Source organism: Sphingomonas sp. UNC305MFCol5.2 (genome assembly GCF_000712135.1).
GTDB lineage: Bacteria > Pseudomonadota > Alphaproteobacteria > Sphingomonadales > Sphingomonadaceae > Sphingomonas.
This window is the reverse complement of sequence record NZ_JOOE01000001.1, coordinates 572,421-592,953: the sequence shown is the minus strand read 5'-3', so window position 1 is coordinate 592,953 and position 20,533 is coordinate 572,421. Positions and strand designations below refer to the sequence as shown.

The window sequence follows — 20,533 nt, the reverse complement described above, 5'->3', positions numbered from 1 at the left end:
GCCGTGAACGCTCCCACAGAAGTTGGTTCTTCGCGCTTGTTCGAGGCGCGGCGCAAGGTGCTGCCCAAGGCAGTCAAGGGGCCGTTCCGCCGCTTCAAATGGGCGGTGATGGTACTCACGCTGCTGATCTACTACGCGACGCCGTGGCTGCGCTGGGACCGCGGCGCCTGGGCGCCCGACCAGGCCGTGCTGGTCGATCTCGCCCATCGCCGCTTCTACTTCTTCTCAATCGAGATCTGGCCGCACGAATTCTATTATGTCGCCGGCTTGCTGGTGATGGCGGCGATCGGCCTGTTCCTCGTCACCTCGGCGGTGGGCCGCGCATGGTGCGGCTATGCCTGCCCGCAGACGGTCTGGACCGATTTGTTCCAGCATGTCGAGCGGCTGGTGGAAGGCGATCGCAACGCCCAGCTCCGCCTTCTGGCGGCGCCATGGGGCCCGAACAAGCTCGCCCGCCGGGCAACCAAGCATGCGATCTGGATCATGATCGCAGTCCTCACGGGCGGCGCATGGATCTTCTATTTCGCCGACGCGCCGACGCTGGCGCGCCAGATCGCTGAGGGCACGGCGCCACTCGTCGCCTATACCACCGTCGCGATTCTTGCGGCCGCCACCTATGTGCTTGGCGGCCTGATGCGCGAGCAGGTGTGCCAGTTCATGTGCCCGTGGCCGCGGATCCAGACGGCGATGATGGATGAGCGCTCGCTTACCATCACGTACAAATTCTGGCGCGGTGAACCGCGCACGCGCGGGCTCAAGCGCAGCAAGGCCGCGGAAACGCATCCGGTCGAACTGCTGCAGACCGGCGACTGCATCGATTGCAACGCTTGTGTCGCGGTCTGTCCCACCGGCATCGACATTCGTGAGGGGCCGCAGATCGGGTGCATCACTTGCGGCCTCTGTATCGACGCCTGCGACGACGTGATGATACGCGTCGGCCGCGAGCCCAAGCTGATCGCATACGCCACTGAACTCGATGCGCGTGCCGAGCAGGCTGGCGAGGCGCCGGTGCCGCCGCTGCGCCGGCTGCTGCGCGCGCGGACACTCGTCTATTTCACGGTGTGGTGCGCCATCGGCGTCGGCATGCTCGTGATGCTCGAAGGCCGTACGCGGCTCGAACTCTCGGTGCTTCAGGCCCGCAATCCCCTGTGGGTGCGGCTCAGCGACGGCACGATCCGCAACACCTATCAGATCAGGATCCGCAACCTCGAGGCGCGCCCGCGCGAGGTGGAACTGACCATGTCCGGCGTGGCTGGCACGATGTGGCCGGAGAGCGTGGATCGCAAGGACGCCGGCCGGAGCGTGCGGTTCCGCGTCGATGCCGACAAGGTCGCCAAGGAGCGGCTTTTCGTCGCTGCGCCCGAAGCCGGCCCGCAGCGCAGTGACATACGCTTTACGATACGCGCGCTCGACGGGGAGGGTGAAAGCGCCTCGACCGCGAACGCCTTTGAACGCCCGGAGGCGGGACGATGACGCGACGTTTTACCGGCTGGCACATGGCCGCCATTCTCATCGGGTTCTTCGGCGTGGTGATCGCCGTCAATTTCGTCATGGCGACAAGCGCCGTGCGCACTTTTGGCGGCGCAGTCGTCGACAATAGCTATGTCGCGAGCCAGCGCTTCAATGGCTGGCTCGGCGAAGCCCGTGCCCAGGAGGCGCTGGGCTGGCGGCTCGAAGCGCAGGGAGCGGAGAGCGGCGCGTTGGTCGTCCGTCTGAGCGGGGAGGGCGGGCCGATCGAGGGTGCGGTGGTGACGGTCGAGGCCGAACACCCGCTAGGCCGTTTGCCGGGTCGCAGCTTCGCGCTCGGCGCGCTTGGCGCCGGCCGCTATTCGGCCCGGCATGCGCTGGCTCCCGGCCGCTGGCGGATGCGCATTGCCGTGCGTGCCCAGGGGCATGACGCACGCTTCCTCAAGGAAGTGCGGTTGTGAATGCGTCGTTATCAGTTCGCGCGGCGGCGCCGCTTGCCGGCACCGACCTCGTCGTCGACGGGCTGCGCTGCGCGAGCTGCATCGCCAGGCTCGAAGGCGGCCTTCTGTCGCTCGAGGGCGTTGTCGAGGCGCGCGTGAACTTCACGACCAGACGGCTTGCCGTCGCCCACGAGGCCAGCCTCGATGCCGATGCGCTGATCGCCGGCATCAGGCGTCTCGGCTTCGAGGCACATGTCCTGGCCGATGCCCAGGCGGCGGGTTCGGATAGAGAGAGCAAGCGGCTGGCCCGCGCCCTTGCAGTGGCATCGTTCGCGGCCATGAACGTGATGCTGTTGTCGGTGTCGGTATGGTCGGGAGCCGACGGCGCCACACGGGCGCTGTTCCATTGGCTGTCGGCGTTGATCGCGCTGCCGGCGATCGCCTATGCCGGCCGCCCGTTCTTCGAAAGCGCCTGGCGCGCCTTGCGGCAGCGCCGCACCAACATGGACGTCCCGATCAGCATCGGCATCGTGCTCACCTGCGCGATGAGCCTCTATGAAACCGCGGTCGGGGGGCCGCACGCCTATTTCGACGGCGCGGTGATGCTGATCGCATTTCTGCTTGGCGGCCGGCTGCTCGACAGCGTGATGCGCGAGCGTGCGCAGGACGCCGTGACGTCGCTGCTGCGCAAGCTTCCCGACGATGTTCGCGTTCTTGGGGAGGGGGGCGAGGTACGCAATGTGCCCATCGTGCAAGTCCTCCCCGGCATGCGCGTGCTGATCGCTGCGGGGGACCGCATCGGCGTCGACGGTGTCGTCGAGGCCGGCACCAGCGACATCGACCGCAGCATCGTCACCGGCGAGAGCGCGCCCGAGCGCGTCGCGCCGGGGGGCACGGTATTGGCGGGCACGATGAACCTGACCTCGCCGCTTCACGTCCAGGTTTCCGCCGCTGCAACGCACACCGTTATCGCCGACATCGCGCGGCTGATGGAAGCCGCGGGACAGCACAAGTCGCGGTATGTCCGTCTCGCCGATCGCGCCTCGCGGCTCTATGCGCCGGCGGTGCACCTGCTGGCTGCGCTGAGCTTTACCGGATGGCTCATCGCGGGCGCCGGATGGCATGAGTCGATGCTGATCGCGGTGGCCGTGCTGATCATCACCTGTCCGTGTGCGCTCGGCCTGGCGGTACCGGTTGCGCAGGTGGTCGCCTCGGGCGCTCTGATGCGCGGCGGCATTCTCGTTCGCGACGGTGCCGCGCTCGAGAAGCTCGCTACGGTGGACAGCGTGCTGCTCGACAAGACCGGGACAGTGACGCTCGGCCAGCTGACGCCCGTCGACGGCATGCCCGGGGAGCCCCTGCACCGGCGTGTGCTGCTCGCGCTGGCGCTTGGCACGCGCCACCCGCATGCGCGCGCGATCGTGGCTGCGCTCGAGGCCGAGGGTGTCGCCCCCGTGATCCTGAGCGAGCTGCGCGAAGTGGTCGGCAGCGGGGTCGAGGCCATGGTGGACGGCCGCCGGGCTGCGCTCGGACGTGCCGACTGGGTTGCAGCCGAAGTTCCGGTTGCATCGGCGGAGGGTGTCAGCACCTGCTTCGCCTTCGGTGCGGAGCCCGGCGTCCGCATCTATTTCACCGATGCCGTCCGCTCCGACGCCAAAGCCGCCATCACCCGGCTGCGCAAGCTGGGTCTCGACGTGCAATTCGTCTCTGGCGACGCATGGGCCGTCGTCCGCGTGCTTGCAGCCCAGCTCGGAGTGTTCGCGCGCGCGCGGATGTCGCCGGCCGACAAATATGGCGCGGTGTCGCGGCTCGAAGCGGCTGGAAAGCACGTGTTGATGGTCGGCGACGGCGTCAATGACGGGCCGGCGCTTAAAAGCGCGTCGGTCGGCATGGCGCCGGCGGCGGGCAGCGATGTCGGCCGTCAGGCGGCGGATGTCGTCTTCTTCGGGGATCGGCTCATGCCGGTGCCGATTGCGGTGTCGTCCGCGCGGCGCACGATGCGGATCGTACGGCAGAACTTCGTGCTGGCCATCGGGTACAATGTTCTTGCCGTCCCGCTTGCTATCGCCGGCCAGGTCACGCCGCTGGTCGCCGCACTCGCCATGTCGGGTTCCTCGATTCTCGTGGTGGCGAACGCGCTGCGTCTCAAGAGCGCCGCACGATGAGCATCGTCGCCGTTCTCATCCCGGTCGCGCTGCTGCTCGGCCTGCTCGGTCTCGGCGCATTCTTCTGGGCATCGTCGAGCGGGCAGTTCGACGATCTCGACGGCGCCGCGCTGCGCATCCTGATCGAGGACGAATCCATGCCTCCGCGTCCCGGGTCGCGGCATGATTAATCTGGCCAGATCCATCGCGGTGTCGGCTGCGGTCGCGCTGGCTATCCCCGCGGCGCCTGCCGGCGCTTCGCTCGCCGGGCTGCCGACGATGGCGCGTTGGTGCGGAGGCCATGGCTCGCCGGCGATGCCCAGGCCGGCGCGGGATCGCGACGATTGTCCCGCGGCGTGCCACGCAGCCTGCACGCGATCGACACGCGAGGGGCGGGGTCGAAACGGGCGATAACCTGCCGGAGCGATCCCCGGCGATTGTCCGGGAGCGGTTGCGGTTCGGGCTACGGGATCACCGGGGCATAGCGGGCAATGGCTGAGTTGCGCCGCGGAAGGCGGGCGAGCACCGAGACTGCCTCGGCGTCGACGCGGCCTGCCAGCTGTCTCCGCAAGGACTTGATGTCGCATACGAAGCCGCGATTATCGAGCGCGGCATTGAATGCGTCGGAGCCGTAGCCAAAGATCGACGCAATCGCGCCATACGCCATGTCGAACATCTCGGCTTCGATGTTGAACGCGCCCGGCGTGTCGGTGTCGATCCAGTCGATGCCACAACCGAAGCCTTCGAGTTCATATCCACCTTCGGCGCAGCGGATGACTCCGTATCCCCCTTCATTGCCGGGCACCGCGACCGCGGTCACGCATTCGACAGCCTGGGTAGGGCGGCTCGCGCGGGCCGGGGCGCTATCAAGAGGTACGATCGCGAGGCGATCGAACACGACGAGCGTGTGGTTGCCAAGCGCGATAGACCGGCCATTGCACCCCGCGCGATCGCGCCCGACGGGAAGGATCAGGATCTCGAGACCATCGAGCGGAAGCATCGTGAGTCCGTCCGTCGGGGGCAGGGACAGCCTTTTGTGGGGCGAGACGGTCGGGGCGGGGCAGGGAAACGTTCCGGACCGGTTCTGTGCGAGGATGGCGTAGCTTCCCGGCGCGACGCGGAAGCCATCGTCCTGTCTTTCGAAGAAGCGCACTACGCCTGTCCCTCCGGCGTGCCCGCGGCGCGGGCGGGGAGCGTCGGAGGACCTGGGGCGCGAGCGGGCGCAAGCAAGGCCCAGGTCGACGCAGGCATGAATTGGTTCCCGGCGCATTTTCTGGCGTGGCGAGTCCACATGGGGCCGGTTTGGGCCGAGGCGACGTACCCTGCCTTGATCCACCTCAAATGCGGTGCGTGCGGCCGGCCTCCGGGGGGGCAAGCCTCTGGCCGAACCCCCGCGCCGTTGGTACCAGGCAGGTTCCCGGCGTTTTCTCACCTTTGGGTCCGACCGGGCGCCGCCGGATGATCCTGTTGTCGCTGGCCGGGCAGCTTCCTATTCAGGTCAGCAGGCAGCGCGAGGCGGCATGGAACAGAGCTTGGCGACCGGGTTTTTCCTTCTTTCGGATCGGGGGATGGCATCCCTGCCGTGCCCGCGAGGCGGATCGTCTTGCCCGCACGCACCTCTTGATGCGCGGTAATGGTATGACGGGGAATGGGGCGTGTAGCGCTGTTGACCGCCCCGGCGTGCGGATTGCCGCATGAACCGGAGCCGCGCCCGCATGACGATGCGAACGACGGCGCAGATCGTTCGAGAGTATCGCGGCCCGGCACTATTCAGTTTCGGGTTCCGCCCGTTCTTCCTGCTTGCCGGCATCTTCTCGGCGCTCGCGGTTCCCCTGTGGATCACGGCGTTGGTGAGCGGCGGCACATTCGCGGGTACCGCTACGCGCGACTGGCACGTACACGAGATGCTCTTCGGCTATGCGCCGGCGGTCGCGGTCGGCTATTTGATGATCGCCGGAGCGAACTGGACCGGCCATTATCCGGTCGCGGGCCGTCCATTGATGCTGCTCACGGGGCTCTGGTTCGCCGGGCGGGCCGCGATCCTGGTTGCGGGAATGGACAATCTCGTTGCCGCAAGCCTCGACGCGGCTTTCCTTCCTGTTTTCGCAGGGACGCTCTGGCGCGAGCAGATCGCGGCGCGCAACGGTCGCAATCTCGTTCCCTGCATCGTGGTGACCCTTCTGGGCGCGGCAAATCTCGGATTCCACTTGCGTGGGCTCCATCCGGTGGCGGGCGCGGCATCCGAACGGGCCGCCATAGGGGCGATCATGCTCCTCATCGCGATAATGGGAGGCCGACTGGTACCGAGCTTCACGCGCAACTGGATCGCGCACCACAAGGGCGGATCCGAGCCCGCTCCCTATGACCGGCTCGATGCCGGAGCCGCAATCCTCACGGCGCTGTCGCTGGCTGCGTGGCTCGTTCTGCCGACCGAGCCGCTCACCGGCGTGCTCCTTGGTCTGTCCGGCCTGGGCCTGTTGTTCCGCCTTTGCCGCTGGCGCGGTTGGGCAGCGTGGCGCGAACCGCTCGTCTGGGTCCTGCATCTGGGCTATCTGTGGCTCGGCTGCGGGCTTCTGCTGCTCGGCTTCGCAATCTGCGCGCCCCAGATGATCCCTTTCTCGAGCGCGATCCACGCGTTGACCTCGGGCGCGATCGGCGTGATGACTCTGGCGATGATGACGCGCACCACGCTCAGCCATACTGGCAGGCCACGCCGGGTCGGCCGGGCAACGGTGTCGATCTACCTGCTCGTCAATGCCGCCGCGCTGTTGCGGGTGCTGGCACCGATGCTCGGTAACGCGCAGTTCTATATTCTCGCAGTTTCCGCGGCCCTGTGGAGTGGTGCTTTCGGGCTCTTCGTGCTGGTCTATGGTCCGATGCTCGCAGCGCACAGGGCCGCCTCGGTCGGCCGGCAGGGGGAAGCAAAGTGAGGGGAGTCGGCGACCGTTCCGCGCGCCGGTGCGATCTGAAGAGGCAGGTTTTGAACCACCGCCGACGGTCGCATGGGACGCAGGCGCAACGAAGCATCTCCGTCCGCGCCCTTCATGATTCCCCCGCATTTTCTCGACAAATCGGCATCGCCGATACGGCCCTCCTGTGAAGTGCGGCTCGGAGAGCATCGCTGTTGCTGTCCTGGCAGGAGGTGATGGCAACAGGATCGGAGGGCGCAAGCCACTCCGGCTGCTCCGCGGAAAATCGCTGGTCGAACGCGCTGTGGCCGCCGCGCGAAACTGGGCAAGCGACGTCGTCGTCGTCGGTCGCGACGCGGGCCAGGGCGGCGGCACTGGCGCCACCTTCCTGCAGGACGCTCCAGGAGCCGATGGGCCGATCGCCGGTCTCGCCGCAGCGCTTCGCTATGCGAAGGACGCGGGACACGGCGCCGTCCTCGCAATTCCATGCGACACGCCCTTCCTCCCGTTGAACCTCGCGTCGCGGCTTTCGATGGCGATTACGCCAGAGGCCGGCGCGGCAATTGCGTCGAGCGTCCTGTTGCACCCCTCGTGCGGGCTTTGGCGGGCAAGGGCTTTCTTCGCTCTGGGGCCCTATCTATGCGCCGGCCGCCGCTCGCTGCACGGATTCGCAGAGAGTGTGGGATTTGTGCCTGTCGAATGGACGAGTGAACCGTTCGATCCGTTCCTGAACATCAATACCGCCGCCGACCTCGCAGCAGCAGAGTCGCTTCTGGGCGATGCGTCAATTGATCCAACGCAATTCGGTCGGGACTAGAGCTCGAATATTGCAGAACGGGTTGTAACCGCCGGTAAGAGCGTGCATTGATCTGCCAGCGACAAGAACGACCGGTGAGGGCGACTTGAGCGAAAGGGCGACGGATCCACACCCACAAGGTGCTGGTCAGGTGCTTTGGACAAGCACCGCCGCGTTCACTGTCTGCTTCGCTGTCTGGACAATCTTTTCCATCATCGGTCTGGGGGTCAAGGACCGCCTCGGTCTGTCGGAGACCGAGTTCGGTCTCCTTGTCGGTACGCCGATCCTGACCGGATCGCTCGCGCGTGTGTTCCTCGGGATTTGGGCGGACCAGCTTGGAGGCCGCCGCGTCTTCGCGGGCGTGATGGTGCTGGCAGCGATAGCGACTTTCCTGACGTCGTTCGCGCAGACCTATGGTCAGCTGCTCGTCGCGGCGCTCGGCGTAGGTCTGGCTGGCGGCACTTTTTCCGTCGGCGTGACCTATGTTTCCAAATTCTATCCGCCTGGCAAGCAGGGGGCGGCGCTCGGCATCTTCGGTGCCGGCAATGTGGGTTCTGCGGTCACCAAGCTGTTGGCGCCGCTCGTCATGGTCGCGATGGGGTGGCAGGCGGTCGCGCAGATCTGGGCGGCTGCGCTGCTCGTCATGGCGGTGATCTTCCTGCTGCTTACCCGCGAGGATCCGGAGAGCGTCGCCCGGCGCCGCGAAGGCCGAACCGCTCCGGTGATGGGCAACCAGCTGGCAGTATTGAAGAACATTCAGGTCTGGCGGTTCGCGCTCTATTATTTTTTCGTCTTCGGCGCCTTCGTCGCGCTGGCGCTGTGGTTGCCGCGTTTCCTCATGGGAGTCTACGGACTCGACGTGAAGACCGCCGGTATGCTTGCGGCCTTCTACTCGGTGCCGGCAAGCCTCTTCCGCATCTATGGCGGCAGGCTTTCCGACCGCTACGGCGCTCGGGCGGTCATGTATGTGACCTTCGGCGTGTCGGTCGTCTGCACCTTCATGCTTTCCTACCCGCCGACGACGTACATCATCGAGGGCGTTCGCGGGCCGATCCGCTTCCACACCGAGATGAGCCTGATCCCCTTCCTGGTGACGATCTTCGCGCTCGGCTTCTTCATGAGCCTGGGCAAGGCTGCGGTGTTCAAGCACATCCCCGCATATTATCCGAACCATGTCGGAGCGGTCGGCGGCCTGGTCGGCATGGTGGGCGGCATCGGCGGATTCGTCCTGCCGCTCACATTCGGCGCGCTGAACGATCTGACCGGTGTCTGGACGAGCTGCTTCTTCCTGCTCTTCCTCCTGGCGGCGGTAGCGCTCGTCTGGATGCACTTCGCGGTTCGCCAGATGGAACGCACGGCATCGCGCCGGGGCGCCGAAGCGGAAATCGCGGAGCTTCCCGAGATGCAGGGGCTCGGCGAGCCCGGTGTCACGGTGCCGCCGAGGCGGGCGGGGCCCATCGCCGACTGGCGGCCCGAGGATCCGGACTTCTGGCGGGCGGGCGGGCGTGCCGTCGCGCGCCGCAACCTCTGGATCTCGACTTATTGCCTGTTGCTCTCCTTTGCCGTCTGGATGGTGTGGAGCGTCGTCGTCGCGCGGCTTCCCGGGATCGGCTTCGCCTTCACCACCGATCAGCTGTTCTGGCTGGCGGCGCTCCCGGGGGTCTCGGGCGCGACATTGCGGATATTCTACGCGTTTCTCGTACCGGTGTTCGGCGGGCGGCTCTGGACGACGCTTTCGACAGCGTCGCTGCTGATTCCGGCCTTCGGGATCGGCTATGCGGTCCAGAACCCCGATACCCCCTATCTGATCTTCCTTGTGCTGGCGCTGCTATGCGGCTTCGGCGGTGGCAATTTCGCTTCCTCGGTCGCGAATATCAGCTTCTTCTTCCCCAAAGCGGAGAAGGGCAACGCGCTGGCGATCAACTCGGGTCTCGGCAATCTCGGCGTCAGCGTGATGCAGTTCCTCGTGCCGGTCGTGGTGACGATGAGCCTGTTCGGTGCGCTCGGGGGGCAGTCCCAGACACTGGCAGACGGCACGTCGGTCTGGGTGCAGAACGCAGGCTTTGTGTGGGTGCCGCTGATCCTGGCGGGGACGCTTGCCGCCTGGTTCGGAATGAACGATATCCTGAGCGCCAGATCGTCGTTTGCGGACCAGGCGACGATCTTCGGGCGGATCCACACTTGGATCATGTGCTGGCTCTACACCGGCACCTTCGGCACCTTCATCGGCATGTCGGCGGGTTTCCCGTTGCTGTCGAAGCTCGTCTTTCCCGAAGTGGACGCACTGCGCTTCGCCTTTGTCGGACCGCTGATCGGCGCCCTCTCGCGTGCGGGCAGCGGGTGGATTGCCGACCGGATCGGCGGCGCGAAAGTCACGTTCTGGGTGTTCGTCGCCCAGATAATCGCGACGGCGGGGATGATCTGGTTTCTCCAGGCCGAGAGCTTCAGCGGGTTCTTTGCAATGGTGCTGCTCCTCTTCTTCGTCAGCGGCATCGGCAATTCCTCGACCTTCCAGATGGTGCCGGCGATCATGCGCAGCGCGATCGATCGCGCGATGCCCGGGCAGAGTGCGGAGGCGCGTCGAATCCAGTCCGAACGCGAATCCGCCGCGGTGATCGGTTTTACCTCGGCGATCGCCGCCTATGGCGCCTTCTACATTCCCAAGGCCTATGGTTCGTCGATCGCGCTTGCGGGCAGCGCGATTCCCGCTCTGTGCGGCTTTCTCCTCTTCTACCTGAGCTGCGCGGCGCTGACCTGGCTGGCCTATGGCGGTCCGCGCGGGCTCTTGCGCACCATGGAACCCGCCAGGATCGTACCGCCCCCGGTCGCCGTCTGAGTAAAGGACCAAGGATGAGCCATTTCCTCGATCGCCTCACCTATTTCCGCAGGGCAAGGGACACCTTCTCGGATGGTCATGGCATCACGACGAACGAGTCGAGGGATTGGGAGGACGCCTACCGAAAGCGCTGGTCGGCCGACAAGATCGTGCGCTCGACCCACGGCGTGAACTGCACCGGCTCGTGCTCGTGGAAGATCTACGTGAAGGGCGGCATCGTAACCTGGGAGACGCAGCAGACCGATTACCCGCGTACGCGCCCCGATCTGCCCAATCACGAGCCGCGTGGCTGCCCGCGCGGGGCGAGCTATAGCTGGTATCTCTATTCCGGCACGCGCATCAAATATCCGCTCGTGCGCGCACGGCTGATCCGTCACTGGCGCGAGGCACGCAAGACAATGGCGCCCGTGGCCGCATGGAAGGCCATCGTCCAGGACGGCGACAAGCGCCGCGACTGGGTGTCGCGGCGCGGGCGCGGCGGCTTCGTCCGCGTCGGCTGGGACGAAGTGACCGAGATCATCGCCGCCGCCAACGCCTACACCATCAAGGAATACGGGCCCGACCGGATCGCCGGCTTCTCGCCGATCCCGGCGATGTCGATGATCTCCTACGCTGCAGGGAGCCGCTACCTTTCTCTCATCGGCGGCAACTTGCTCAGCTTCTACGACTGGTATTGCGATCTGCCGCCCTCGTCGCCCCAGACCTGGGGCGAGCAGACCGACGTGCCGGAGAGCGCGGACTGGTACAATGCCGGTTTCCTGCTCGTGTGGGGCTCCAATATCCCGATGACGCGCGCACCCGATGCGCATTTCTATTCCGAAGTCCGGTATCGCGGCGCCAAGAGCGTCGTGATCGCCCCCGACTATAACGAAGCGGCCAAATTCTCCGATTTGTGGCTCCATCCCAAACAGGGGACCGATGCCGCGCTCGCGCTTGCGCTCGGCCATGTCGTGCTGCGGGAGTTCCACGTCGACCGGCAGGCGGAATATTTCGACGATTATACGCGCCGATATTCCGACTTTCCTCTTCTCGTGACGCTGACCGAGCGCGACGGCCGTCTCATTCCCGACCGGATGCTGCGCGCCGCCGATCTGCCGGGCGCGCTGGGGGAGACCAATAACCCCGACTGGAAGACCGTCGCCTTCGACGAATTGTCGGGCGAACTGGTCGCGCCGCTGGGCTCGGTTGGCTTTCGGTGGGGCGAGCGGGGCAAATGGAACCTCGAGGACAAGGACGCGACGGGCCGCGAGGTGAAACTGCGCAAGACGCTGGCCGGCCATGAGGACGCGATCGAACCCGTCGCATTTCCCTATTTCGGCGCGACCGCACCCCATGATTTCGTCGCTACCGAACATGACGAAGTGCTGATGCGCCATGTTCCGGTGAAGACGATCGCGACGGCCGGAGGAGGCAGCGTCAAGGTCACGACCGTTTTCGATCTTTTCTGCGCCAATTACGGCGTCGACCGCGGCTTTGGCGGCGAGAATGTCGCGAAGAGTTACGATGACGACCTGCCGTTTACGCCAGCCTGGGCGGAAAAGGTGACCGGGGTTCCCCGCGAGGCGATCATCCAGGTCGCGCGCGAATTCGCCGATACGGCCGAAAAGACCAGGGGCCGCTCGATGGTCATTCTCGGGGCCGGGCTCAACCATTGGTACCATATGGACATGAGCTATCGCGGGATCATCTCGCTGCTCGTGATGTGTGGCTGCATCGGTCAATCGGGCGGCGGATGGTCGCATTATGTCGGCCAGGAAAAGCTGAGGCCGCAGACGGGGTGGACGCCGCTCGCCTTCGCGCTCGACTGGAATCGGCCGCCTCGCCACATGAACGGCACCAGCTTTTTCTACGCGCACACCGACCAGTGGCGGTACGAGACGCTCAAGATGTCGGAGATCCTCTCGCCGGTGGCCCCGGAAGGCGACTGGTCGGGGAGCATGATCGACTTCAACGTGCGCGCCGAGCGCATGGGCTGGCTGCCTTCGGCACCGCAGCTGGAGACAAATCCGATCGAGCTCGGCCGCCACATCAAGGAGACCGGAGCCGATGCCGCGACGGTAGTCGCCGACGGAATGAAGTCGGGCGAGCTGAAGCCCTCGAATCTCGATCCCGACAATCCGGTCAACTGGCCGCGCAATATGTTTTTCTGGCGCTCGAACGTGCTCGGCGCGAGCGGCAAGGGGCACGAATATTTCCTCAAGCACCTTGTCGGCTCGATGCACGGCGTGGTCGGCTCCGATGAAGACCGCGAGCGCATCGAACAGCCGCAGGACGTCGTCTGGCGCGACGAGGCGCCCGTCGGCAAACTCGATCTCATGGTCAACATCGACTTCCGCATGTCGACGACCAGCATCTATTCCGATGTCGTGCTGCCGACCGCGACCTGGTACGAGAAGCACGACCTCAACACCTCGGATATGCACCCGTTCATTCATCCGCTGTCGGCGGCGGTGGACCCGGCATGGGAGGCGCAAAGCGACTGGAACATCTTCCGCGCGATCGCGAAGAAGTTCTCCGACGTGGCGCCCGAGGTACTGGGCGTCGAGCACGATGTGGTGCTGACTCCGATCCAGCACGATACGCCGGCCGAGCTCGCCCAGGCATATGCGCCCAAAGACTGGCTCAAGGGCGAGTGTGAACCGATCCCGGGCAAGACCATGCCGTCGGTCACGCTGGTCGAACGCAACTATCCTGAAACCTTTGCGCGCTTCACGTCGATGGGCCCGCTGCTCGAGCAGCTTGGCAATGGCGGCAAGGGAATCGGCTGGGACGCCGCACACGAGGTCGGCCTGCTGGGAGACCTGAACGGGCGCGTGCTCGATGGCCCCACTGCCGGCCGGCCGAAGATCGACACCGACATCGATGCTTGCGAGACGATCCTGATGCTCGCGCCCGAGACGAACGGCGAGGTCGCGATCAAGGCGTGGGAAGCGCTTGGCAAGGCCACGGGCCGCGATCACCGCCATCTCGCCGAGGGCAAGGAGGAGGAGAAGATCCGCTTCCGCGACGTCGTGTCGCAGCCGCGCAAGATCATCTCCTCGCCCACCTGGTCGGGGCTCGAAAGCGAGAAGGTCTGCTACAATGCCGGCTACACCAACGTCCATGAGCTGATACCGTGGCGGACCCTCACCGGCCGCCAGTCGCTCTACCAGGACCATCACTGGATGCGGGCGTTCGGCGAGGGGTTCGTCACCTGGCGGCCGCCGATCGACACCAAGACGGTGCTTCAGGTGATCGGCAAGCTGCCCAACGGCAATCCCGAGATAATGCTCAACATCCTCACCCCGCACCAGAAATGGGGGATACACTCGACCTATACCGAAAACCTGATCCTTCTGAGCCTCAACCGGGGCGGGCCGACGGTCTGGATCAGCGAGGACGACGCCCGATCCGCGGGGATCGCGGACAATGACTGGATCGAGGTGTTCAACGTCAACGGGGCGCTGACCGCGCGCGCGATCGTCTCGCAGCGCATCATGCCCGGCTCGGCGATCATGTATCACGCGCAGGAGAAGCTGGTGAACACGGTCGGGTCCGAGATCACCGGCCAGCGCGGCGGCATCCACAATTCGGTGACGCGCATCAACATGAAGCCGACGCACATGATCGGCGGCTACGCCCATCTTGCCTATGGCTTCAATTATTACGGCACCGTCGGCGCCAACCGCGACGAGTTCGTGATCGTTCGCAAGATGAGCAAGGTGAACTGGTTCGACAAGCGGGCCGACGACGCCGCCAATGTCGAAGGCGGCACCGCGGATTGGGGTACCGGCACCAGAGTGGAGGCAGCAGAATGAAAGTGCGCGCACAGATCGCGATGGTGCTGAACCTCGACAAATGCATCGGCTGCCATACCTGCTCGATCACCTGCAAGAACGTCTGGACCAACCGCGAGGGCATGGAATATGTCTGGTTCAACAATGTCGAGACCAAGCCGGGCATAGGCTATCCCAAGGACTGGGAGAACCAGGAGCGCTGGAAGGGCGGCTGGGTCCGCCGCAAAAACGGCAAGATCGTACCGAAGCAGGGCGCGAAGTGGCGCATCCTCTCCAAGATCTTCGCCAATCCGCACCTGCCCGAGATCGACGATTTCTACGAGCCCTACACCTTCGAATATGAGTGGCTGCAGGCCGCGCCCGAGCTCCAGGCCCAGCCGACCGCGCGGCCCCGTTCGCTCGTCACCGGCGAACTGCTCAACAAGATCGAATGGAGCGGCAATTGGGAGGACATGCTCGGCGGCGAGTTCGCGAAGCGCAGCCACGACTATAATTTCGAAGGCGTCGAGAAAGAGATCTACGGCGAATTCGAAAAGACGTTCATGATGTACCTGCCGCGGCTGTGCGAGCACTGTCTCAATCCGGCTTGCCTCGCCTCCTGCCCCTCGGGAGCGATCTACAAACGGGCGGAAGACGGCATCGTCCTGATCGACCAGGAGAAGTGCCGCGGCTGGCGGATGTGCGTGTCGGGCTGCCCCTACAAGAAGATCTACTACAACTGGTCGACCGGCAAGTCCGAGAAGTGCATCTTCTGCTATCCGCGTATCGAGACCGGGCAGCCGACGGTCTGTTCGGAGACATGTGTCGGGCGCATCCGCTATCTCGGCGTCGTCCTCTACGACGCCGACCGGATCGAGGAGGCCGCGTCGGTCGAGGATCCCAGGGACCTCTATCCCGCGCAACTGAACGTCTTCCTGAATCCCCACGACGTCGCGGTGCAGGAAGCGGCGCGGCGCGACGGCGTGCCCGAGCAATGGCTCGAGGCGGCGACCCGCTCGCCCGTCTACAAGATGGCGATGGAGTGGAAGGTCGCGTTCCCGCTCCACCCCGAATATCGTACCCTGCCGATGGTCTGGTACGTGCCGCCCTTGTCGCCGATCCAGTCGGCAGCCGAGGCGGGAAAGATCTCGGCGAAGGACGGGATGCCGGACGTGCGCTCCCTGCGCATCCCGCTGCGCTATCTCGCCAATCTGCTCACCGCCGGCGACGAGGCGCCGATCGCAGAGGCGCTCGAGCGGATGCTGGCGATGCGGTCCTATATGCGCGCGAAGACTGTCGAGGGGCGCATCGACGATTCCATCCCCGAACGGGTGGGCCTCGACCGCGCGCGGATGGAGGAGATGTACCGGATCATGGCGCTCGCGGCCTATGAGGACCGGTATGTGATCCCGACCGCACATCGCGAGTTTGACGAGGACGCCTATGTTCTGCGCGGCTCCTCCGGCTTCGCCTTCCGGGAGAACACCAACGGCGCCACCAGGGTCAATCTGTTCGGCGGCGCCAAGCGTACGCCCCGCAAGCCGATGATGGACATCCCGACGTGACGGCGCGCCCGATGCAACGAACGCTGCGCGCATTGGCCGTGCTGCTCGGTTATCCGTCCGAAGAGCTTCAGGCGCACATATCCGAAGTCCGCGAGGCGACGGCGCTCGAGGGAGCGCTGCCAGGCTCCATCCTTGCGGGAATGGAGCCATTGCTGCGGCGTCTCGAGGCCTGGGATCTGCTCGATCTCCAGTCGGAATATAGCGAGCTCTTCGATCGCGCCCGCAAGCTCTCGCTCCATCTGTTCGAGCACGTCCATGGCGACAATCGCGAACGCGGACAGGCGATGATCGATCTCGGTCAGCAATATCTCGACAGCGGCTTCTTCCTCGAAGGCGGGGAGCTTCCCGATTTCCTGCCGGTGTTCCTCGAATATGTCTCGTGCCTGCCGCCTGCCGAAGCGCGCGAGATGCTCGCGCAGCCGGCGCACGTCTATGCCGCGCTTGCCGAGCGCATGGACAAGCGCGAGACGCCCTATGCGGCCGTCTTCCATGCGCTTGTCGGACTGGCGGGCGGCGCGCCCGATCTGGAAGCCCTCAGCGAACTTCAGGCGCGCGAACCCGATGAGGATCCGGCGCAGATGGATCAGGAATGGGAAGAGGCGCCGGTGACGTTCAACGCCACGGCGGCGCATGAAATGGGCGGGCCGACCGGCGTCGTCGCGAAGATCAGGGCGGCGAACCGGGCAGAAGCGAAGGAGGCGGGCCGATGAACGACTTCATCAATCAGCTGGCGTTTGGCTGGTATCCCTATCTGGCGGTCACGGTGCTGGTCGTCGGCAGCGTCCTCCGCTTCGATGCCAACCAGTACAGCTGGCGCGCCCAGTCGAGCCAGTTCCTGCGCCGAAAACAGATGATGATCGGTTCGAACCTCTTTCACCTGGGCATTCTCGTGCTGCTGGGCGGCCATTTCGTCGGGCTGCTGACTCCGGTCACCGTCATCGACCGGCTCGGCATCGGGCATGACTTCAAACAGGCGGCGGCCTTGATCGTTGGCGGCATCGCGGGCGTCGCCGCCTTTGTCGGTTGCTCGCTTCTCCTGCACCGGCGCCTGTTCGACGCGCGGATCCGGCGCAGTTCCTCCTGGGGCGACATCCTCGTGCTCGTGCTCATCTGGCTGCAACTCACGCTGGGCATCCTGACTACCTGGTGGACGATGCAGCATATGGACGGCAGTGAGATGCTGCGCTTCATGAACTGGGCGCAGGGCGTCCTGACGCTGAATCCGGGAGCGCCGGAGAACATCCGCGACGTGGCGCTGGTCTACAAGCTTCATATCATCCTCGGCCTCACGCTCTTTCTGATCACTCCGTTCACCAGGCTGGTGCATATCTGGAGCGCGCCGATCTGGTTCCTGCTGCGGCCGGGATTCCAGATCGTTCGCTCGCGCACGCCGGTGAATCGCCCCAATCCCTCGCCAACACGGGGCCCGGCGGGCGTCGCGCCGAGCTATGGCGGGACGACGGTGCTGCGGCAGATGTCCGAGAGCGGGCAGGAGGGCGCATGACCCGGCCGCTGGACGTCATCAACACCGGCGACCCCGCGCAGCGACGGCCGATGCCGGCGGTCCCGAGCGGCTGCGCGAGTCACGGTTGCGGCGGACCCGAACCGGTGCTTCCGCCACCGCCGAGCTTTGGTGAGGTGCGGGTCAATGGCATCGAGATCGCGCCCGAAGCCATTTCGCGCGAGATCCAGCATCATCCTGCACCCGACGCCGAAACCGCCTGGGTCGAGGCCGCACGCGCGCTGGCGGTGCGCGAGTTGCTGCTGCAGGAGGCGCGCCGGCTCGGCCTCGAGCCGGAACCCGAGGAGGACGAGGCGGGTCGTACCGAAGCCGAAGACGATGCTCTGGTCCGGCAACTGCTCGAGGCGCAGGTAACGCCGGAACGTGCAGGCGAGGCGGAATGCCGGCGCTATTATGATGCCAGTGTCGAGCGTTTTCGCACACCGGAGCTGTTCGAGGCGGCGCATATTCTGATCGAGCCCCAGGGCGAGGAGGAAGCCGCCTGGCATGCCGCCGAGGCGCGCGCCCGTACGATTGCGCAGGAGGTCGCCGACGACGCGGCTGCCTTTGCTGCCGCGGCGCGCGAATTTTCCGGCTGCGCCTCCGCCCGGCAGGATGGATCTCTGGGGCAGATCCGGCGCGGCGAACTCGTTCCGGCCGTGCAGGCTGGCCTTGAAGCGCTGGGCGAGGGGACCACGGGCCGTGAACCGATCCGTTCACGCTTTGGCTGGCACGTTCTCCGGCTGCAGCGGCGGATCCCTGGACGAACACTCCCCTTCGAGATCGTTCAGCCCAAGATCGCGGACATGCTCGAGGCGCGCAGCTGGTCCGTCGCCGCGGGGCGCTACGTGGCGGCGCTCGCTGCACGGAGCCATGTCGAGGGCGTTCGCATCGAAGGGGCTGGCAGCTGATGCCGATGCTCGGCGACATCCTCGCATCGGCGCGCGACGCCGCCGGCCCGTTCGAGGCCTGGCTGCGCGGAGCAAACCCCGAGGCAGCCCGGCAAGTGGCGGAAGCGGCGGCGGGGGAAGGGATGAGCCCGACCTCCTTCGTGCGGGCCGCGGTCGCCGACTTTGCGCGGTTCGCGGATGCGGACGACTGGGCCACGCTCACTTCGGCAATCCGCGACGACGCGGACCCAGGCACCGTATGCCTTCTGGGCATGGTTCAGTGGCGCTTGACCGTGCCCGCCTGCGCGCATCATTCTGCCGGCCGCAGCGAAGCGGTGTGAGAGGAAATCGCGATGAGCGACAAGGACCGGGATGCCGTGGCTGATACGCCGCTCAACCCTGCGCTGAAGCGCACCACCGACACGACCTTCAATACCGATCGAACGACGCCTGCACCCATCGAGACCGCGTCGGCGAGCGGAAGCGAGGGAAAAGGATGGCCACTGATATGGCTCATCGTCGCAGCATTCTGCATCCTGCTCACTGTCTATCTCGCGATCTGAGCTCCGGCTGATCGAGGTCGTGCCTCGAGCAACGCTGGTGTCCCTTGCGAGATCTGACGTCTGATCGATTGCTCCCGCGGATCCCGTACTTCCCGGGCGGCCGCCCTCTTGCTGGCGGCGACGCGTAGCATATCAGATTTGATTCAGCGCATTTTGGCCTTTTCAGGTTCGCGCCAGGCTCCGGTGAAAGGGAGCGCAAGATGGAAGCCGACATCGTCATCGTTGGAGGCGGCCCCGCCGGGCTGAGCCTCGCCGCGTCGCTCTCGGGGAACGGTCTCGCCATCACCGTGGTCGAGCGTCTGGCGCTGGAGAATCTGGCCGACCCGCCATTCGATGGCCGCGAGATCGCACTGACTCGCCGTTCGAAGCGCATTCTGGATGAACTGTGCGTCTGGCAGCGGTTCCCGGCGACCGAAGTGGCCCCTTTGCGGCGGGCCGAGGTGCTGAATGGCGCGTCGCCGGTCACGCTCGCGTTCGAGCGCGGCGGGCGGATCGAGGGCGTGCTGGGCTGGCTTGTGTCGAACCAGCGTATCCGGCGCGAATTGTACGATGCGGTGGTTGCACGGCCAGACATCCAGATCCTCGCCGATACCGAGGTGGTGGCGGTACGTTCCGGCGCGCGACAGGCCGAAGTCGGGCTCGCGGATGGACGCACGCTGCGATCCCGCCTCGTCGTTGCCGCGGACTCGCGCATGTCGCCGGTCCGCAACATGCTGGGGATCGACGCGCAGATACATCATACGGGCCGGTCGATGCTGGTATGCCGCATGGAACACGAACGCGACCATCGCCGCGTCGCGACGGAATGGTTCGATCATCACCAGACACTGGCCCTGCTCCCGTTGAACGGGCGCACTTCCTCTGCGGTCGTCACGCTGCCGTCACGCGAGGCTGAACGCCTCGCCGGCCTCGATCCCGAGGCGTTCAACGGGGAGATGGGCCGGCGGTTTGGCTGGCGGCTGGGGGAAATGCGGCTGATCAGCACACGGCATGCCTATCCGCTTGCGGTGACGTGGTCGCACCGCTTCGTCGCGCAGCGCGCCGCGCTCGTCGGCGACGCCGCCGTGGGCATGCACCCGGTGACCGCGCATGGTTTCAATCTGGGACTGCTCGGCGCGAACGGTCTCGCAAGGGAGATACTTCGTACCGCCAGCCAGGCCGCGGATCCCGGCAGCACGCGCGGCCTTCGGCGCTATGAGCTTCTTCACAAGCTGGCGTGCCGTCCGATCTACGACGGCACCAACGGGATCGTGGGGCTCTTCACGCGCGAGGATCCCGTCTCGCGCGTCGCGCGCTCGGCGCTCCTGCGGGCGGCCAGGCGGCTGCCGATCGCGCAACGCAGCGTCGCGATGCTCCTGGCACGCCGCTGACCCGGCAAACGGCGGCCGGTTGCTGCCGGAGAGGGCGTTGGTCAGCGCGATCATCACAACTGGCCGTGGCAGGGACATGTGAAGCAGGGTCGTTCGGTCCCTGCGCGGCACGGTCCAAAACGAATCAGCTCGACGTAAGAGCCCCGGGGCCCGGGCAGCGTACGGACGCGCTTCGTCTTTCCGGGATGTTTCACCCCCGCGCGTATGCCCGCGACGGGGACTGGTGACCCGCGCAGGATAGGGGCAAAGATACGGCGGCGCTTTTCGCACATACACCATCACGACATGCGCGAGGAT

General features: G+C 65.8%; 16 protein-coding genes. 15 read left to right on the top strand and 1 reads right to left on the bottom strand.

The annotated features are described in order from the left end of the window. The first annotated feature begins 3 nt into the window (after positions 1-3). The 4 genes from ccoG to ccoS are packed head-to-tail and all read left to right on the top strand — an operon-like array spanning position 4 to position 4,242. Positions 4-1,473, top strand: coding sequence for a cytochrome c oxidase accessory protein CcoG (ccoG, locus tag BR78_RS0102915; protein WP_029934845.1), 1,470 nt, complete (start codon positions 4-6; stop codon positions 1,471-1,473). Further along, positions 1,470-1,928 carry a FixH family protein gene (locus BR78_RS0102910; protein WP_029934844.1) on the top strand — a complete coding sequence of 153 codons (459 nt, stop codon included), beginning with the start codon at positions 1,470-1,472 and terminating at the stop codon, positions 1,926-1,928. The genes ccoG and BR78_RS0102910 overlap by 4 nt, the downstream gene beginning before the upstream one ends. Further along, positions 1,925-4,072: a heavy metal translocating P-type ATPase gene (locus BR78_RS0102905; protein WP_029934841.1), complete on the top strand. Its 2,148-nt coding sequence runs from the start codon at positions 1,925-1,927 to the stop codon at positions 4,070-4,072. The genes BR78_RS0102910 and BR78_RS0102905 overlap by 4 nt, the downstream gene beginning before the upstream one ends. Then, positions 4,069-4,242 (top strand): cbb3-type cytochrome oxidase assembly protein CcoS, encoded by a 174-nt coding sequence (gene ccoS, locus BR78_RS0102900; protein ID WP_025560204.1) that lies wholly within the window; start codon positions 4,069-4,071, stop codon positions 4,240-4,242. The genes BR78_RS0102905 and ccoS overlap by 4 nt, the downstream gene beginning before the upstream one ends. A gap of 272 nt (positions 4,243-4,514) precedes the next feature. Here the strand turns inward: ccoS and BR78_RS0102895 are convergent, their stop codons facing one another. Beyond that, positions 4,515-5,051, bottom strand: a complete 537-nt coding sequence (locus BR78_RS0102895; RefSeq protein WP_156022198.1) for a hypothetical protein — start codon at positions 5,049-5,051, stop codon at positions 4,515-4,517. A 694-nt stretch (positions 5,052-5,745) separates the two neighbouring features. Here BR78_RS0102895 and BR78_RS0102890 point away from each other — a divergent pair. The 11 genes from BR78_RS0102890 (at position 5,746) to ubiM (ending at position 20,236) form a co-directional block, all read left to right on the top strand. Then, positions 5,746-6,981: an NnrS family protein gene (locus BR78_RS0102890; protein WP_197021263.1), complete on the top strand. Its 1,236-nt coding sequence runs from the start codon at positions 5,746-5,748 to the stop codon at positions 6,979-6,981. 166 nt (positions 6,982-7,147) lie between these two features. Next, complete coding sequence (gene mobA, locus BR78_RS0102885) at positions 7,148-7,777, top strand: molybdenum cofactor guanylyltransferase (protein WP_197021262.1); 630 nt, start codon at positions 7,148-7,150, stop codon at positions 7,775-7,777. A 130-nt stretch (positions 7,778-7,907) separates the two neighbouring features. Next, the gene (locus BR78_RS0102880) at positions 7,908-10,592 is read left to right on the top strand and encodes a nitrate/nitrite transporter (RefSeq protein WP_197021261.1); all 2,685 of its coding nucleotides are present in this window, start codon (positions 7,908-7,910) and stop codon (positions 10,590-10,592) included. 14 nt (positions 10,593-10,606) lie between these two features. Then, positions 10,607-14,389: a nitrate reductase subunit alpha gene (locus tag BR78_RS0102875; RefSeq protein WP_051683172.1), complete on the top strand. Its 3,783-nt coding sequence runs from the start codon at positions 10,607-10,609 to the stop codon at positions 14,387-14,389. Next, entirely contained in the window at positions 14,386-15,912 is a 1,527-nt protein-coding gene (gene narH, locus BR78_RS0102870; RefSeq protein WP_029934827.1) for a nitrate reductase subunit beta, read from the top strand. The genes BR78_RS0102875 and narH overlap by 4 nt, the downstream gene beginning before the upstream one ends. 11 nt (positions 15,913-15,923) lie before the next feature. Next, on the top strand, positions 15,924-16,622 hold the full coding sequence (gene narJ / locus BR78_RS0102865; protein ID WP_029934824.1) for a nitrate reductase molybdenum cofactor assembly chaperone: 699 nt from the start codon (positions 15,924-15,926) through the stop codon (positions 16,620-16,622). Further along, entirely contained in the window at positions 16,619-17,416 is a 798-nt protein-coding gene (narI, locus tag BR78_RS0102860; protein ID WP_051683171.1) for a respiratory nitrate reductase subunit gamma, read from the top strand. The genes narJ and narI overlap by 4 nt, the downstream gene beginning before the upstream one ends. Next, positions 17,413-18,324, top strand: coding sequence for a peptidylprolyl isomerase (locus tag BR78_RS0102855; protein WP_051683170.1), 912 nt, complete (start codon positions 17,413-17,415; stop codon positions 18,322-18,324). The genes narI and BR78_RS0102855 overlap by 4 nt, the downstream gene beginning before the upstream one ends. Beyond that, the gene (locus tag BR78_RS0102850) at positions 18,324-18,644 is read left to right on the top strand and encodes a hypothetical protein (RefSeq protein ID WP_029934819.1); all 321 of its coding nucleotides are present in this window, start codon (positions 18,324-18,326) and stop codon (positions 18,642-18,644) included. The genes BR78_RS0102855 and BR78_RS0102850 overlap by 1 nt, the downstream gene beginning before the upstream one ends. 12 nt (positions 18,645-18,656) lie before the next feature. Beyond that, positions 18,657-18,866, top strand: coding sequence for a hypothetical protein (locus BR78_RS0102845; protein ID WP_029934816.1), 210 nt, complete (start codon positions 18,657-18,659; stop codon positions 18,864-18,866). A 200-nt stretch (positions 18,867-19,066) separates the two neighbouring features. Further along, positions 19,067-20,236, top strand: a complete 1,170-nt coding sequence (ubiM, locus tag BR78_RS0102840; protein WP_029934814.1) for a 5-demethoxyubiquinol-8 5-hydroxylase UbiM — start codon at positions 19,067-19,069, stop codon at positions 20,234-20,236. Positions 20,237-20,533 lie beyond the last annotated feature (297 nt).

Bases quoted from the DNA above. Each gene is read 5' to 3' on its own strand.
- BR78_RS0102910 (WP_029934844.1), top strand. From the start codon at position 1,470: ATGACGCGACGTTTTACCGGCTGGCACATGGCCGCCATTCTCATCGGG.
- ccoS (WP_025560204.1), top strand. From the start codon at position 4,069: ATGAGCATCGTCGCCGTTCTCATCCCGGTCGCGCTGCTGCTCGGCCTG.
- BR78_RS0102895 (WP_156022198.1), bottom strand. From the start codon at position 5,051: ATGCTTCCGCTCGATGGTCTCGAGATCCTGATCCTTCCCGTCGGGCGC.
- BR78_RS0102890 (WP_197021263.1), top strand. From the start codon at position 5,746: ATGAACCGGAGCCGCGCCCGCATGACGATGCGAACGACGGCGCAGATC.
- BR78_RS0102875 (WP_051683172.1), top strand. From the start codon at position 10,607: ATGAGCCATTTCCTCGATCGCCTCACCTATTTCCGCAGGGCAAGGGAC.
- narH (WP_029934827.1), top strand. From the start codon at position 14,386: ATGAAAGTGCGCGCACAGATCGCGATGGTGCTGAACCTCGACAAATGC.
- narJ (WP_029934824.1), top strand. From the start codon at position 15,924: ATGCAACGAACGCTGCGCGCATTGGCCGTGCTGCTCGGTTATCCGTCC.
- narI (WP_051683171.1), top strand. From the start codon at position 16,619: ATGAACGACTTCATCAATCAGCTGGCGTTTGGCTGGTATCCCTATCTG.
- BR78_RS0102855 (WP_051683170.1), top strand. From the start codon at position 17,413: ATGACCCGGCCGCTGGACGTCATCAACACCGGCGACCCCGCGCAGCGA.
- BR78_RS0102850 (WP_029934819.1), top strand. From the start codon at position 18,324: ATGCCGATGCTCGGCGACATCCTCGCATCGGCGCGCGACGCCGCCGGC.
- BR78_RS0102845 (WP_029934816.1), top strand. From the start codon at position 18,657: ATGAGCGACAAGGACCGGGATGCCGTGGCTGATACGCCGCTCAACCCT.
- ubiM (WP_029934814.1), top strand. From the start codon at position 19,067: ATGGAAGCCGACATCGTCATCGTTGGAGGCGGCCCCGCCGGGCTGAGC.